This is a genomic window from Actinoplanes philippinensis (genome assembly GCF_900113015.1).
Lineage (GTDB): Bacteria > Actinomycetota > Actinomycetes > Mycobacteriales > Micromonosporaceae > Actinoplanes > Actinoplanes philippinensis.
This window is the reverse complement of sequence record NZ_FONV01000029.1, coordinates 37,317-52,886: the sequence shown is the minus strand read 5'-3', so window position 1 is coordinate 52,886 and position 15,570 is coordinate 37,317. Positions and strand designations below refer to the sequence as shown.

The 15,570-nt window shown below is 73.0% G+C and carries 9 protein-coding genes; 4 read left to right on the top strand and 5 right to left on the bottom strand.

Annotated elements, in window-relative coordinates; translation table 11 throughout:
• Positions 1–77 precede the first annotated feature (77 nt).
• Positions 78–1,961, bottom strand: a complete 1,884-nt coding sequence (locus tag BM290_RS44065) for a hypothetical protein (protein ID WP_093621974.1) — start codon at positions 1,959–1,961, stop codon at positions 78–80.
• Between the two features lie 185 nt (positions 1,962–2,146).
• Positions 2,147–3,247 carry a cell envelope lipid trafficking protein PgfA gene (pgfA, locus tag BM290_RS44060; protein ID WP_177320156.1) on the bottom strand — a complete coding sequence of 367 codons (1,101 nt, stop codon included), beginning with the start codon at positions 3,245–3,247 and terminating at the stop codon, positions 2,147–2,149.
• A gap of 110 nt (positions 3,248–3,357) precedes the next feature.
• Between pgfA and BM290_RS44055 the strand changes: the two genes are divergently transcribed.
• The gene (locus tag BM290_RS44055) at positions 3,358–4,557 is read left to right on the top strand and encodes an acyltransferase family protein (protein ID WP_093621972.1); all 1,200 of its coding nucleotides are present in this window, start codon (positions 3,358–3,360) and stop codon (positions 4,555–4,557) included.
• Here the strand turns inward: BM290_RS44055 and BM290_RS44050 are convergent.
• Positions 4,467–8,681, bottom strand: a complete 4,215-nt coding sequence (locus BM290_RS44050) for an alpha-(1->3)-arabinofuranosyltransferase (RefSeq protein ID WP_177320155.1) — start codon at positions 8,679–8,681, stop codon at positions 4,467–4,469. The two genes, BM290_RS44055 and BM290_RS44050, sit on opposite strands and share 91 nt — an antisense overlap.
• A gap of 157 nt (positions 8,682–8,838) precedes the next feature.
• Here BM290_RS44050 and BM290_RS44045 point away from each other — a divergent pair, with 157 nt between their 5' ends.
• On the top strand, positions 8,839–10,035 hold the full coding sequence (locus tag BM290_RS44045) for a glycosyltransferase family 4 protein (protein ID WP_093621970.1): 1,197 nt from the start codon (positions 8,839–8,841) through the stop codon (positions 10,033–10,035).
• Here BM290_RS44045 and BM290_RS48905 read toward each other — a convergent pair.
• A complete protein-coding gene (locus tag BM290_RS48905; protein ID WP_177320154.1) occupies positions 10,020–10,181 on the bottom strand; it encodes a hypothetical protein in 162 nt (53 codons plus the stop codon). The two genes, BM290_RS44045 and BM290_RS48905, sit on opposite strands and share 16 nt — an antisense overlap.
• A 44-nt stretch (positions 10,182–10,225) precedes the next feature.
• Positions 10,226–11,785, bottom strand: coding sequence for an MmpA family trehalose lipid delivery protein (locus BM290_RS44040; RefSeq protein ID WP_093621969.1), 1,560 nt, complete (start codon positions 11,783–11,785; stop codon positions 10,226–10,228).
• 58 nt (positions 11,786–11,843) lie between these two features.
• On the opposite strand from BM290_RS44040, the gene BM290_RS44035 reads away from it, so the two are divergent.
• Both BM290_RS44035 and BM290_RS44030 read left to right on the top strand, forming a co-directional pair.
• Positions 11,844–13,058 carry a polysaccharide biosynthesis protein gene (locus BM290_RS44035; protein ID WP_177320153.1) on the top strand — a complete coding sequence of 405 codons (1,215 nt, stop codon included), beginning with the start codon at positions 11,844–11,846 and terminating at the stop codon, positions 13,056–13,058.
• 30 nt (positions 13,059–13,088) lie between these two features.
• Complete coding sequence (locus BM290_RS44030) at positions 13,089–15,554, top strand: fibronectin type III domain-containing protein (protein WP_143134174.1); 2,466 nt, start codon at positions 13,089–13,091, stop codon at positions 15,552–15,554.
• Positions 15,555–15,570: the final 16 nt, after the last annotated feature.

Below are 15,570 nucleotides of genomic sequence, written 5' to 3'. Positions count from 1 at the left end.
GGATGGCGGGTTCCCACCGTCGCGGGAGCCACCCGAATCCGCCGCCGCCCCCGCGCGTTGAGAGGGGTGAGCCCCGCTCAGGACGCCTTCGGCGTGATCTTCCCGACCGTGATGTCCCGGGTGCACAGCCGTACGCCAGGGTCGTGGATGGTGAGCTGGACGGCGTCGCCCGCGCCCTGCAGCTTGAAGTAGATCTGGTTGAGCCCGCGCCGTACCTCGAACTCGTGCGCTCCCTCGCCCAGCCGCAGCGTCACCGTCGAGTCGCCGGAGCTCAGGTATCCGACGTAGACCCACCACTCCCAGTCGGGAGCGGGCGCCCGCAGCGGGATCCGGGTGCCGGCGCCGAACCCGGCCTGGTGACCGCATCCGTCGTCGGGCCCCTCGACGATGTCGATGCCCTGCACGGTCGCCGGCCGGATCCGGCCGGCCTCGTCGAACATGGACGGCGTCTCGGCCTCGGTCACGAAGACCGGTTGCAACGGCGCCGCCCGGAAGAAGTGCGATTGGAGGTTGTCCGGGTGGAAATAGCCGGCGACCACCTGGTACGGCACGGTGTCCTCGACCAGCCGGGTGCCCGGAGGGGCGGTGACGAGGGCGGCCTGCGCCGTCTCCAGGTAGTTCTTCGCGTGCTTGGTCTGCCAGTTGTCGTTGAACCGGGCGATGCTGGTCAGCGTGCCCATCGACACGGTCACCGCGGCGATGACCGCGACGACCAGCCCGACCGCGTAGGCGCCCGGCTCCCGCAGCGGCGGCGGCACCGTCCACGTCGCGTCGTCGGGCCGAGCCCGGTCGCGCAGCCCCAGCAGCGCCACGCCGACACACAGCGCCGCGAGCACCACCACCTCCGCCACATACCGCGGGACGAGGGCGCCGAGAGTGCCGAGCGCGCCGCCGAGCCGGGTCACCACGAACAGGGTGGTGACCATGGCGACGTACGTGAACAGCAGCAGCCACGCCCGGCCGGCCGACGCGCGGGCCCGGACCGTCACCACGATCAGGGCCACCAGCGCCGCCCAGGCCAGCCACACCCCCACGTCCGGCGGGTCGACCAGGGGCGGGCCGTCGCCGGCGTACTCCCACACCCACGGTCCGCCGAACAGCCCGGGCACGAGAGTGGCGCCGATCAGGTCGACCACGAAGGTCACCACACCGGTCGGCGAGCCGGGCTGCTGCAACTCCGCGCGGGGCAGCGAGACGTAGTACGGCACGTACGCGCCGGCCACCGCGGCCAGGGCCAGCCAGCCGGGCCAGAACCGGCGGATCGCCGACCGGATGCTCGCCCAGGCCGGCCCGCTGCTCAGCAGGAAGACGGTCAGCAGGAAGACGAGCGGGATGATCAGCAGCGCCTTGGTGTCGAAGGCCAGGCCGAACAGCACCGCCAGCACCAGGCTGATCACGTGCCGATGACGGCCGGTCCGCGCATACCGCACCTGCGCGCCGATGGCGAGCACCATGGCCAGCTGCACCGGCAGCATCAGCAGCCCGACCATCCACAGTGAGCTGACCTCCAGGGTCAGCGGGCTGAACAGGAGCATGCAGAGCGGCACCAGCAGGGCCCACCCGGGGCGCAGCAGGGTCCGCAGCAGACGGTAGAACGCCACACTGAGCGTGGCCTGGGCGGCGACGAGCATCAGCAGCCACGGCCAGCCCTCCAGTCCGTCGACCCGGACGAGCAGCCAGGCCACCAGCAGGCCGCCGGGCATCAGGTGGTCGTTGAAGACGCCGAGCAGGAAGTCCGGGGTGAGTCCGGTGTCGATGGCGCGGTTCGCGATCACGAACTCGTCCTGCGAGAACCAGCCCCGGTCGGCGATCGCGGCCCGCCACGCCACCGACGCCAGGATCAGGGCGATCGCCACCGCCCGGACCGGGTCGGACCGGACCCAGCGCCCGAGCCGGCCGGGCTCCTCCGCCACCGGCGCCTCGGGGGAACGTTCAGCCACTTCGGGCTCTGCCTTCGACATGATCGATAGAGTGCCACACGTCGATGACCAGCAGTGACCCGATCAGGTGGCCGTTCGGATGATGCCCAGAGAGGCGGAACGGCCGACCGTCGCCACCCGGATTGTCCACAGTCGATCCGGCGGAAAGACCGAGGGCCCGCATTCCCCTCACTAGGGAATGCGGGCCCTCGGGCGATCGGAATCGATCAGCCGGCGGACTTCTCCACGCTGACCGGCTCGGTGATCTCCTCGTGCTTGCCACCCGCCGCGTGCTTCGCCGGCACGGGCTTGCGGGCGGTGGTGACCATCCACAGGCCGATGATCAGCAGGAGCGCGCCGAACACGGCGGCGCCGATCGGCAGGTAACGGCTGATCAGCAGCACCTGGGACTTGTTGGCGCCCGCCGACTCGACACTGTTGGTCACGGTCTCGTCGGTGTACGAGAAGTCACCCTCGAGCAGCGCGGTGGGCTGGCCGACGTTCGGCACCAGCTTCTTGCTCTGCTGCTCCTGGACCTTGACGAACGTGCCGCTGACCGGCTCCACCCAGATGGTGCGGGTGTTGGAGTAGACGACCTGGCCGCTGGTGGCGTCCGGGGTCGCGAACGCGCCGAGCAGCGACTTGATCCGGTCCGCCGAGAACGCCAGCGGAGTCTCCGGGATGACCTGCACGAACTTGTACGTCTCCAGGCCCTGGATGTCCTCGGTGCCCTTGTACTCGATCGGGAACGCCTTCTTCACGTCACGGTCGAAGTACTGGTACGTGGTCTGCTCGGTCCCGAACGGGAACTTGTAGAGCTGACCGGTGAAGGTCACGGGATCGGGCGTCGAAGCGGTGCTGCCCTGGACCTTCGCGACATCGTCGAGCTGCTGGCCGGGCCAGTTGACGGCGGCCGCGGTCTTCCGGTCGACGGCGAGACGTGCCTCGTACGCGGTGAGGACCTTGTTCTGCTCGACCCAGGTCCCGGTGCCGTACGCCTTCCAGATGACGGTGTTGTCATCGATGGTGCCGCCGTCGAGCTCTTTGTCGGTGGTGTCCGCCAGCGGCTGGATCTCCGTGGTGGAGCGGACCGTGCCCGTCTCGATCTTGACGACCGGGTTGGCGCCACCCTCGGTGTAGAGGAACCGCGCGTTCTTGGCCTCGGCCACACTGGGCTTGAGGCAGTCCTCGGTGACCTGCGGCGTGCACAGCTTGAGGTCATAGGGCAGCCGGGCCGCCGACGGCGCCACGTAGAACGCCACCCCCGCGGCCACCACCACCGCGAAGAAGCCGATGCCGAACAGCACGGCACCCAGACGAGCTTTCACTGATCCTCCCATTCAGACGGCCGACTGCTATCCCTTAAGAGTGAGCCCGTCGCCGATAATGACCGGAGGTTACTCGTCGGTTACATGGTTACGGAACCCTTGGACGGCACATGTCTGCACCGATTTCAACGCCCACCCTGCACCGTGTCCCGGCTCTCGACGCGGTGCGCGTCATCGGCTCGGTGGCCGTTGTCGGGCACCATGTCGGGTTCGCCACCGGCATCAACACCGGGGGTGGAGTCTGGGGCGGCTGGCTCTCCCGTCTGGACGCGGGTGTGGCGGTGTTCTTCGTGCTCTCCGGCTTCCTGCTCTTCCGTCCCTGGGTCCATGCGAAAGCGGCCGGCAAGGCGGCTCCGGACCCCCTGCGGTACCTGTGGCGCCGGGCCATGCGGATCCTCCCGGCCTACTGGGTGACCGTGGTGGTCTGCCTGCTCGTGCTGCCCCGCAACGCGAACGCCACCAACGCCGACTGGATCCGGCACTTCACGCTCACCCAGATCTATGAGGCCGGCAACCTCCGGCACGGCCTCAGCCAGACCTGGAGCCTCGCCACCGAGGTGGTCTTCTACCTGCTGCTCCCGGTCTTCGGGGTGTACCTGACGTCCGGCCGGCACCGGTCCGGCCGGCCCTGGACGATCGTCGCCGGCTCGGTGCTGGTCACCGGGGCATGGGTCGGGCTGATCGCGGGCGGGGTGCTCGCCCCGACGCCGCACACCATGTGGCTGCCCGCCTACGGCCTGTGGTTCGGCGCCGGCATGCTGCTCGCCGCCGTGCACGTCGGCCTGCGGGACGGCCGGATGGCCCGGTGGGGCTTCCTCGACGGCATGGCCGCCGCCCCGCTGGCCTGCTGGACGGCGGCGTTCGCGGTCTTCGCCATCGCCACCACCCCGGTCGCCGGCCCGCACGACCTGGCCGAGCCGACCCCCGGTGAGTTCGCCGTCAAGCTGGTGCTCTACATGCTGCTCGCGGTCCTGATCGTGGTGCCGCTCGCGTTCGGCCCGCAGACCCGCACCAAGCAGGCTCTCAGCGGCGGCACCGTCAAGTGGCTCGGCGCGGTCTCCTACGGCCTGTTCCTGTGGCACCCCTTCGTCATCGAGTCGATCTACTGGGTCACCGGCCGCCCGGAGTTCTCCGGGTCGTTCGCCGGCACCCTCGCCCTCACCCTCGCCGGTGGGCTGCTGCTCGCCGCCCTCTGCTATTACCTGGTGGAGAGCCCCTGTCAGCGCTTGAGCCACCGCTGGCCGCGGAAGCCCGGGCCGACCAGCACCGAGAGCCAGAGGAGCACCGCGGAGGCCAGCGCGGTCAGCTGAGGCAGCGCCGCGGTGTGCCCGCCGATGGTCAGCGCCAGCCAGCCGGCCAGCGCGAAGAGGGCCACCGGCAGCAGCCGGCCGGCGAGCAGGCTCAGCCGGCTGAGCCGCCTGCGGTCGTGCGTTCCGAAGTACGGCCGCAGCACCCTCAGCATCAGCACGGCGGCTCCGATGATCAGCGCCAGACCGGCCGCCGCGGTGCCGCCGACCAGCAGCAGCGCCACCCCGCCGAAGAGCGCGGGCACGACCCGATGGCGCCGCCGGCCAGGCACCCCGGCCGGCGTCGTCGCGGCGGGCGCGCGGGAGCCGGGCAGCCGGCCGGAGCCGGCCAGCGCCGCCACCACGACCACGCCGAGCAGCAGCAGCGCGCCGCCGCTCATCGTGGCCGTGTAGATCCGGTCCGGACCGAACCGGAGGACCACCTCGCCGGACGCGCCGGCCGGGACCAGCCACGCCTGCTGCCAGCCGTCGACCTTGATCACCGGCAGCTCCTCGCCGTCGATGCTGGCCGACCAGCCGGCGTTGGCGTTCTCCCGCAGCGCCAGCACCCGCTCGCCCACATACATGCCCAGATGCAGCCGCCGCAGGGTGGCGCCCCACGCGTCGATCCGGACCGGCGTCCTCACCGACGTGGTGGTGGCGAAGCCGACCGGCTTGATCTGCTGTTTCGCGGCCGGGCCGGCGCTGTGCGGGGTGAGAGCCACCTGCGTCGGCACGGCCACCGCCGACGCGGTCGCCAGCACCCGGGTCTCGCCGGCGTCGATCCGCAGCGTCTTCTTGGCGTCGGGGCCGCAGACCAGGGCGTCCACCTCGCGCAGCTGGACCAGGTCACGCCGGCTGGCGATCAGCGAGGTCTGCCGGATCGACCCGGCGACGGTGACCCGCGGCCCGCTGCCGCAGCCGAGGTCGACCTTGGCGGTCGCCACGTTCAGGTCCGGCGCGGTGTCCGGCAGGGCGGTGAGCTCGCTGACCGCGACCGGCAGGTTGTGCTGGGAGTTGCGGTACGGGTCGTAGCTCGCCGCCGACACCGAGTCGGAGATCAGCACGGTGAGCTCGTCGGTGGTCATCGGCGGCGCGAAGGCCAGGACGCCCTCCGCGTTGAGGAATCCGGTCCGGATGTCGCCGTCCCCGATCGCCGTCACCTTCCACGGCTGGGCCGCGGCCGTGCCCGCGGTGAGCGTGAGCCGCACCCCGGAGACCTCCCGCCGGGCCGGCCAGACCAGCCGCAGCCAGGGCTCCCGGTCCTCGTCGGCGGCATACCACGCGGTGCCGGGATCACCGTCGGCCACCGCTCCCGGCCTGGCGGCGGGCTCCGGCACGCCGATGCTGGACGCGGTGACGGCCGGCCGGATCCGGCGCGCGACGGCGGCCTTCCCGCCCGCGTCGAGCAGCGCGTCGAGCGCCGCTCCCGGGCGCGGCCGGGCCTGGACGGCCAGGTCGTAGTCGGCCGCGACCGGCTGGGTGGTGGCGCGGTTGATCTCGGTGCCGTCCTCGGACGCGCGGGCCAGGTCGGGGTTGCAGGCGGCCTGGCCGCTGTCGGAGAAGTAGCACGCGGGCACGCTCGGCGCCGCGGTGAACACCATGCCCGGCGCCGTGCCGGTGACCGGGGAGCCGGGGACCCGCAGGGTCCGTTCCGCGGTCACCCCGGGGAACGCCAGCTCGGTGATGCCGACCCCGCCGAAGCCGATCCGCCGGTCCAGCACCTCGTCGAAGGTGATCCGGACCCGGTCGGTGGGCAGGGTGGCGCCCAGTGGCACGGTGGTCGTGATGCTGGTGTCGACGGCCCGGCTGACCGGCGGATGGTCACCGGAGGTCACGGTGATCCGGGTCGGCACCGAGTCGGTGCCCTCGTCGAAGCGCAGGCTCACCGAGCTGATCACCCGCGGGGCGTTGAACCGCACCTCGAACCACTGCTCGGTGGCGATCGTGCCGGGCGCGGACCGCCAGGAGGTGGCCGGGTCGCCGTCCATCGCCGCGTACGGCTGATAGCCCGGCCGTGCCCCGCTCAGCGGCTGGGCGTCCGAGAAGGCGCTGGAGGCGGTGATCGACTTGACGCCCCGGTACTCGGCGACGGTCTCGTGGCCCTCGGCCCATTCCGGCAGGTAGTCACGGGCCGGTGTGCCCAGCCGCGCCTGATCGGAGGCCCGCATGGTGGCCGAGGCGCTGTCGTGCGAGCGGCCGAAAGCGATCTCCCGCCGGCGCAGGCCGTCGGTGACGATCACCGGGCCGTCCGGGGTCGCCTCGGTGCGGTCCCCGGCGAGCACCGTCGGGCCCTCCGGAAGCACCCCGGCGGTGGCCGCGTCCAGGACCGACTCCGGGCCGCCGACCAGGGTGGTCAGGCCGGCCGCGTCGTACGCCACCACGGGCTCGGCCGGCTCGTCGACGGCCCAGATCTCCAGGGTCCGCACCTTCACGTCGAGCCCGTTGTCGATGTAGATGCCCGGCAACTGGCCACCGCCCACGTACGGCCCGAAGGACGTGACCGGGCGCAGGCCCGGTGATCGGGAGAGCGCCTGCTTGACGATGACCGGCTGGGTGGCGCCGGACCGGCCGTACGCCAGGTCCGATCGCAGCAGCAGGTAGCGCACCCCGGAGCGGCGCAGGTACTCGGCCAGGCCTGCCGAGCCGGCGCCGCTGGTGAGGGTCTGCTCGATGGTGTCCAGCACCCGGATGGTCTCCGGCGGGGTCAGCGGGATCGAGCTGCGCACACCCCACCGCTTGTCCATCAGCGGCTGGGTGATCTCGTCGCTCGGGCTGCCCCACAGGTATCGGGGGAACCGGGACCCGGGCACCACCAGCACGTGCTCCTGGTCGAGGTTGTTGTCGAGCCAGTCGGTCGCCTCCCGCCAGTAGCCGGGGACCTCCTTGAAGCTGCCCTGCGCGGCCAGCCCGCCGCCGAGCGCCGGCGCGGCGACCGCGGCGATCGCGAGCAGGGCGATGCCGCCGACCCCGGCGGCGCGCAGCTGGGCGAGCCGCAGCCGCGGGCGGGGCACGGTGGCGGCGGCCCGGCTGACGACGGTCAGCAGGTGGGCCAGGCCGAGGGTCAGCGGCAGCCGGATCACCACGTCGAACTTGTGCACGTTGCGCAGCGGGGCGCCGGCCGCGTCCAGAAAAGCCTGCTGCGATTCCGAAAAGAGCCCGGCCACGCTGCCGATGTGTCCGAGACCGACGAGGGCGAGCCCGCACAGCAGACCGGTGACCAGGAACCAGCGGTGCGGCATGCCACGACGGGCCAGGCCGGCCACGCCCAGGCCGGCGACGACCAGGGTGGCCAGGATCAGGCTTTGCTCGGTGGCGATCCGCCAGCCTGCCGTCCACGGCGGCCCGAACGAGCTGGAGAGGTAGGCGTGCCAGTGCGACGCTCCGCGCAGCACCGAGACCATGTCGGTCGGCGCCGTCGTCACGCTCGCGGTCTCGATGTAGTCCAGGAACGGGGGGCTGTAACGGCCCAGCACGAGCAGCGGGCCCAGCCACCAGGCGGTGGCGCAGGCGACCGCCACACCCCAGGCCAGCAGCGCCTTCACCCGCAGGCCGAAGGGCCGCAGCCCGAGCAGCCACAGGCCGGCCAGCGGCACGACGGCCAGCACCGCCGTCGCGTTGACACCACCGGCGCAGGCCACCGCGAGCGCCGAGCGGGTCACCGACCGGGCCACCGATCGGCCGTGCGCGAGGCCGACGAGCGGGATCAGCACCCACGGCGCGACGGCGCTGGGCCACGCCTCGACCGAGATCGGGCCCAGCTCGGTGATCATCCGCGGGGAGAGCGCGAAGGCCACACCGGCGACGAGCCGCGTCCACTCCGAGCCGATGCCGAGCCGCTCGGCCAGCTTCACCACGCCGGTGCAGGCGACCGTCATGACCACCGACCACCAGAGCCGCTGGATCACCCAGGCCGGCAGCGCGATCGACTTGCCCGCCAGGAAGAACGCGCCCATCGGCCAGAGGTAGCCGTACGCCTGGTTCTGCAGCTGTCCGAACGTCCCGTTCGGGTCCCAGACGCTCAGGGCCCGGCCCAGCCACCCCGCCGGGTCGACCACGAGATCGACCTTGGTGTCGATGACGATCTGGCCCGGGTCCTGCAGGAACGCGAGCGCCGTCAATCCCAGGCACACCGCGATCAGGCGCATCCGCCACACGGCGGCGGGGGCGGCTCCGCCCACCGGAGCTGGCGCGGACTCTGCCCGTGGGTGGCGCATTTTTCTCCCTGTTCCGCCATTGCGGAGTTACTGGACAGCCCCATAGTGTGACGCGACCCGCGAATATTACTCGCTAGTAGAGGTGACAGTGGACATACCGGCCGCCGGAAATCGGCACGTTCTGTTCCTCAACTGGCGGGACACTCGTAATCCCCACGGTGGCGGATCAGAAGTCTACGTGGAGAAGATCGCCGCGGAACTGATCCGCCGGGGGCACCGGGTCACGCTCTTCTGCGCAGCTCACAGCGATGGCCCGGCGGACGAGGTGACCGCGGCGGGGCTTCGCGTCGTGCGTCGCGGTGGGCGCCACACCGTCTATCTTCAGGCCGCGCTGCTCTATCTGATCGGCGTTCTCGGCTTCGGGCCGCTGAGCCGCCGGCACGGTGGCCGCCCCGACGTGATCGTCGATGTCGGTAACGGTTTGCCGTTCCTTTCTCCTCTCTGGGCGTTCTGTCCGGTCATCGCCCTTGTGCACCACGTGCACCGGGAGCAGTGGCCGGTGGTGCTGACTCCGCGGCTCGCCCGGATCGGCTGGTGGATCGAGTCGTGGCTGGCGCCGCGGGTGTACCGCCACTGCCGCTACGTGACCGTCTCCGCCGCCACCCGCGACGAGCTGGCGGTGCTCGGCGTCGACCCGCGCCGGGTGTCGATCATCCACAACGGCACGCCGGAGATGAGGCCGGCGGCGCCGGTGGCCCGTACCCCGGATCCGTCCCTGGTCGTGGTGGGCCGGCTGGTCCCGCACAAGCGGGTCGAGATGGCGCTGGACGCGGTGGCCGGCCTCGCCGGCGAGTTCCCCGGCCTGACCCTGACGGTCGCCGGGCAGGGCTGGTGGGAGGACGAGCTGAAGGAGTACGCCGTCACGCTCGGGATCGCCGACCGGGTGCGGTTCGCCGGTTTCGTCAGCGACGAGGAGAAGCGGGTCCTGATGAGCCGGGCGTGGGTCGCGCTGACCCCGTCGCTCAAGGAGGGCTGGGGCCTGACCATCGTCGAGGCCGGCGCGGTCGGCACGCCGAACATCGCCTTCCGGGGCGCCGGTGGCGTGGAGGAGTCCCTGGTGGACGGGAAGACCGGGCTGCTGGCCGACGATCCGGCCGACTTCATCGCGAAGGTACGGTCACTGCTCGCCGACGATGCTCTGCGCGCCGAGATGGGCAGCGCGGCACGGGTGCACGCGGATCACTTCACCTGGCCGGCGGCGGGGGAGAAATTCGCCGCCCTCGTGGAGCGGCCGGTGATGGTCCCGGCGGCAGCGCCGGGACCACGCACTCACCTGGTGCCGTAGACGCCCGTCGTCAGGGACGCCTCGTCGATGCCGGCCGCGGCCTCGGTCGGCGAGCTGATGACGCTCGCCGCCAGGGCCGCGGTGCCGAGGATCCCCAGTGCCAGGGCCGCGACCCCGGCGAGGACGAGCGGTAGGGTCTTGCGCATTCGTGACTCCTCCTGTGGACCATGTGCTCTGCGTGCGCGGGACGCTACCACGTAGTAACTTCCCTGCGAAGGGTGTTCTCGTACAGATCCAGATCGGTCCCGTCGTGCACCAACCGTAGTCCGGTCAGAGAGGTGACCGGGACCGCGGGAGCGCCCACGACCCGCTGCACCACCACCCACCGCACCCCCAGATCGGCCAGCGGAGCACCGGTGGTGAGGGCTTGCCGGATCGCGGCGGCCCGGCGGTCCTCGCCGCCCACCACGATCCGCCCGACCACCAGCCGGTCGTCGGTCAGCACCTCGGCGTCGAGACAGCGGGGCAGCGGGTCCAGCACGGTCCGGCCGTGGTTCCAGGGATAACGGTGATAGGCGGCCAGCGGCAGCGACACCACCGGACCGGGATCGGCGGCCACCAGGCGCGCGACCACCGCGAAGTCCGCCGGGTAGGCCACCGGCCGCAGCCGGTTCCCGGCGCCGAACGCCAGATCCGGCTGCAGCGCCACCGGCAGCAACAGCACGGCGCCGAGCACCACCCGCCCGGCGGTGCGGTCCGCGATCCGGGCCGCGGCACGCTCGGCGCCGAGCGCCACCGCGAGACAGAGCAGGAGGGTGTACGGCATGACGAACTTCTGCCCGTCCCGCAGCAGTCCCGCCCCGGGCACCGTCTCGACCAGCCACGCCAGCCCGTCGCGCACACCCGGAACCGCCCCGAGCAGCGCCACCGCGAATCCGCCCGCAGCCACCGCCGCCAGCCGCGTGGCGGCGCCGACCGGCCAGCGTCGCCACAGCTCGCGCATCCCGAACCCGGCGAGCGCCAGCAGCGCCAGCGTCCCGGCCGGGGCCAGCACCGACGCCCGGCTCGGCAGCACGGTCTGCGCGTTCCACGTCCCGCCGGTGCCGAGCAGCGCGCCCAGCGCCCCGGTCCAGTCGTTCCCGCGGGCGGCGAACGCGGCCACCCCGTCCGGGTCGCTGCGCGCGTCCGCGTCGGTCAGCGCGACCGCCAGCAGCCACGGCACGTTGACCAGCAGCGTCATCCCGGCCGCGAGCCAGGACGTGGCCAGCGCCGCGACCGTGGCCAGCGCGATCAGCCCACCGGTCGGCGTGATCGCGGCGAGCGCCGCCCAGCCGGCCAGCGGCAGCAGCGCCCGGCGGTCCCCGGCACGCACCCGCAGCGCGGCGGCGGCCAGCCAGGGCAGTGCGGCGTACGCCAGCAGCAGACCCCACTGCCCGAGCAACAGCCGCTCGGCCAGGTACGGCGTCCATGCGTAGGCGACCGCCGCCACCAGCCGGGCGCCGGTCCGCTCGGCCGGGACCAGCCGGCCCGCGCCGACCGCGGCGAGCATCAGGATCGCCGCCAGCGCCAGCCGCTGCAGCAGCCAGCCCGGCACAACCTGGGTGGCCAGCGAGACCAGCGCGTCGAGCGGGACCGCCCGGGGCAGGGTCGCCGACGGCAGCACCAGATCCCACCGCAGCGGCTGCCGCGGCACGAACACCATGTCGTAGGAGAGCACGTAGCCCGGCGCGGCCAGCGGAGCCAGCACGAGCACCGTGACGATCAGCGCCGTGACCGGCAGAGCGAGCCGTCGCAGGGCGGACCTCCTCATCCTCGGTCGCTCCCCTAGTGTGATCCACGTACCCGGGCACGGAGAAGCAGGGACGAGCATGGCGAAGCTGAGCGGTATCGGCACGGCGGGACTGGCGGTCACCGTCGCCGGTGTGCTCGCCAACGCGCTGGCGTATGTCGTGCCCGTGATCGGCGCGCGCCGCCTGACCGCGGCCGACCTGAGTGTGCTGGCCACGCTGCTCGCGATGACCGCGATCGTCGGGGTGGCGAGCACCGGCCTGCAGATCGCGGTGGCCGTGCACCGGGCCCGTGTCGGCCCGTCCCCGGCCGGCCGGTCGGCCCTGCTCACGGTGCTGGCGGCGGCCGGTGTGCTGGTGGCGGTGCTCCCGGTCGCGGTGGTGGTGCTGCGCCTGCCGGCCATGGCGACGGCGCTGGCCGCGGCGTCCACCGTGGGCGTGGTGGCGGCCGGGCGGTGGCTCGGCGAGATGCAGGGCGACGAGCGGTTCCTGCCGCTCGCCGCGGGGCTGGCCGTGGTGGCCGGCGGCCGGTACGGCGGGGTGGTGCTGGGCCTGGCCGCCGGCGCGAGCCTGACCACCTCGCTGCTGATCGGCGCGGCGACGGTGCTCCTCGCCCTGCCGGTGCTGCACCTGCTGGCCCGGCGCCCGGGGACACGCGTGTCCGGTGATCCCCTGGCCGTCCGGGCGGTCTTCACGGCGGGCGCCGCCACCCTCGCGACGCTCGTCGTGTCGTACGCCGATCTGCTCCTGTCCCGTCGTTTTCTTCCCCCCGACGTCTCGGGCGCCTACGCGGTCGGCACCGTCCTGACCAAGGGCGCGCTCTGGGCGCCGCAGGTGGTCACGGTGCTGGCGCTGCCCCGGCTGGCGCAGGGCGATCGGCGCACGCTGCGTCTCGGCCTGCTGCTCGTCGGCGCGTGCGGGGCGTTCCTGGTGACCGCCGCCGCGCTCGCCGGTGGCCTGGCGTTCCGGCTCGCCGGTGGCGCGGCCTACGACGGCCTGGGCCGCTACGCGCCGATCTTCGCGGCCACCGGCGCCTGTTACGGGCTGGTGTTCATGCTGATCAACGCGCAGGTGGCGGCGGGCGCCCGGTGGCCGTCGGCGCCGCTGTGGGTGGTCACCGCGCTGCTGGTCGCCGCGGTCTGGTTGATCGTCCCGCACACACTGGTGGCCGTGGCGTGGGCCGCCCTCGGAGCAGCCGCGGCCGCCCTGGTGGTGACGAGCGTGCTGGTAACGGTACGACTCCGGACATCCGTTACCGAAAGGCAATCTGAGGGTGCGATTCTCTCCGTCGAGTGACAGCGGACGGGGGTCTGGGCATTGCGTACGGTGACGCGTCGCGTCCTTTTCGGCGGCGTGGCCGCAGCCATGGCCGCCGGAGCGCTGGTGACGGCCGTGGCCTGGTCCGACGACTCCGGCGACGAGGTGGGCAGGTTCGCTCCGGAGCAGCTGACCGCCATGTTCCAGGAGTACGGCGACACCTCCGGCACCTGGCTGGGCGCCGACCGGACCGCCTCGGTGCCGCTCTCCGGTGACCGCACCCTCTGGCTGTTCTCCGACACCTTCCTGGGCAGCCCCGGCGAGGACGGCTCCCGGCCCCGCGCCTCCGGCCTGATCAGCAACTCGGCGATCGTCCAGGAGAACGGCAGGCTGGGCCGTCTCCACTACGGCGGCATCGCGTCCGACCCGGCCGCTCTCGTGCCGTCGCCGGCCGCCGGCGAGTTCACCTGGATCGGCGACGGGGCGGCCTTCGGCGGGCGGGTGCAGGTGCTCGCCAACTCGTACCGGCGCTCCGGCGCCGGCCCCCTGGACCACAAGCTGACCGGGACGGTGCTGGCCGACTTCACCGAGAGCAGCCTGACCCCCGGCCCGGTGCGCAAGCTGCCGCTCGGCGACCGGATCTCGTGGGGCTCCGAGATCCTCTCCGAGGGCGGGCGCTACTACATCTACGGCACCGAGGGCTCCGGCGCGATGAAGTTCGCGCACGTGGCCCGGACCAGCACCCCCGACCTGGCCGGGGCCTGGGAGTTCTGGACGGGCGGTGGCTGGTCCGCCACCGAGGCCGACTCGGCGCGCCTGCTCAGCGGCGTGGGCACCAACTACGGCGTCCGCCGGGTGGGCGATCAGTACGTGCTGGTCACCCACGAGAACAACCTGATCTTCAGCGCCGACTTCGTGGCGTACACGGCGGACTCCCCGACCGGGCCGTTCCAGGGGCCGCACTATCTGTTCCGCGCGCCCGAGGTGGCCCAGGGCAACATCGTGTACGACGCCGACCTGCACCTCGAGCTGTCGCGCAAGGGGCGGCTGCTCGTGTCGTACAACGTCAACAACCTCGACGAGGCGGTCACCTACGCCGACGCGAGCATCTACCGGCCGCGGTTCGCCGAGGTCACGTGGCCCCCGGCCGGGACCGGGCGCGGCCCGGCGGCGCCCCAGGGGCTGACCGCCGCCGTCGGTGGCGCCGGCACGGCGAGCCTGGCCTGGCAGCCGGTCGCCGGGCAGGGCGTCTCCTACGAGGTGTACCGGCGGGACGTCACCGCCGGGCAGACCCATTTCGTCCGCCTGCCCGACGGCCCCGGCGCGGCCACGACGTTCCGCTCGGAGTTCCTGACCGACGGCCACGACTACGAGTTCGCCGTCTCCGCCGTCTCGTTGCGGGGCGAGAGCGCGCTGTCCACGGCCGCCGCGATGCGGGCGACGGTGCCGCCGCCGGACGCTCCGGGCGTCGTCGAGGTCCGGGCTCTGCCCGACGGCCGGGTCACCGTGCACTGGGGGCAGATCCCGTTCGTCCAGCTCGTCAAGGTCTTCCACCGCGACGTCACCGGCGGCCAGGAGAAGCCCGCGGAGGCCGGCGCCTTCCCCGGGGTGAGCGCCACCATCGGCCCGCTGACGCACGGCCACGAGTACGAGATCACCGTGGTGGCCGTGGGTGGCGGCGGGGACAGCCCACCGTCCCGGGGGGTGCGGGTCACGCCCCGGGTGACCCCGCCGCCGGCGCCCGCGATGCCCACGGCCGAGGCCCGCCCCGACGGGTCGGTGCACCTGACCTGGCCCGCAGTGGCGCCGGACCTCACCTACCAGGTGTTCACCCGCGAGGTCGGCGTCGCCGACTGGGGGCTGCCCGGCCCCACCGGCCGGACCAGCTTCGACACCGTGCCGCTGCGGCACGGCCGCGAGTACGAACTGGCCGTCGCCGCCGTCAACTCCGGGGGCGCGGGCGAGAAGTCGCTGCCGATCCGGATCCGTGCGGTGGTGGCCGCCCCGGCCGCGGCGCCGGAGCGGCTGCGAGCCGAGGCGGAACTGGGCTCGGTCGAGCTGACCTGGAAGCCCACCGGCGCCGAGTGGTACAAGATCTCCCGCCGCGACCTCACCGCCGGCGAGACGGAGCTGGCCGAGGACGAGATCGCCGTCAAGGGCGGCAGCGCTGTCGTGCACCACCTGGCCGACGGTCACGAGTACGAGTTCGCGGTCGCCGCGGTCAACGACGGCGGCTCGGGCCCACGCTCGGCGACGGTGCGGGTGCGGCTGCCGTCCGCCGTGCCCAGCAAGGTCAGCGCCCGCAGCGACCGGGCCGGCGAGGTCACCGTCGTGTGGACCGAGATCCGGCGCGGGCTGACCTACCGGGTGCAGCTGCGGGACACGACGGCGGGGGAGCAGTGGCGCACCGACCCGTTCCCGGTCACCGGCGCCCGCTACCAGACGGCGCTGCTGACCGCCGGCCACCGCTACGAGTTCCGGCTCCAGCTGCCCGACGGCACCCTGTCGGCGACGGCGGCCACGACCGTACGGTGACGCCCGCCACTCACAA

Bases quoted from the DNA above. Each gene is read 5' to 3' on its own strand.
- BM290_RS44055 (WP_093621972.1), top strand. From the start codon at position 3,358: ATGTCTGCACCGATTTCAACGCCCACCCTGCACCGTGTCCCGGCTCTC.
- BM290_RS44065 (WP_093621974.1), bottom strand. From the start codon at position 1,961: ATGTCGAAGGCAGAGCCCGAAGTGGCTGAACGTTCCCCCGAGGCGCCG.
- BM290_RS44040 (WP_093621969.1), bottom strand. From the start codon at position 11,785: ATGAGGAGGTCCGCCCTGCGACGGCTCGCTCTGCCGGTCACGGCGCTG.
- BM290_RS44050 (WP_177320155.1), bottom strand. From the start codon at position 8,681: ATGCGCCTGATCGCGGTGTGCCTGGGATTGACGGCGCTCGCGTTCCTG.
- BM290_RS44035 (WP_177320153.1), top strand. From the start codon at position 11,844: ATGGCGAAGCTGAGCGGTATCGGCACGGCGGGACTGGCGGTCACCGTC.
- BM290_RS48905 (WP_177320154.1), bottom strand. From the start codon at position 10,181: ATGCGCAAGACCCTACCGCTCGTCCTCGCCGGGGTCGCGGCCCTGGCA.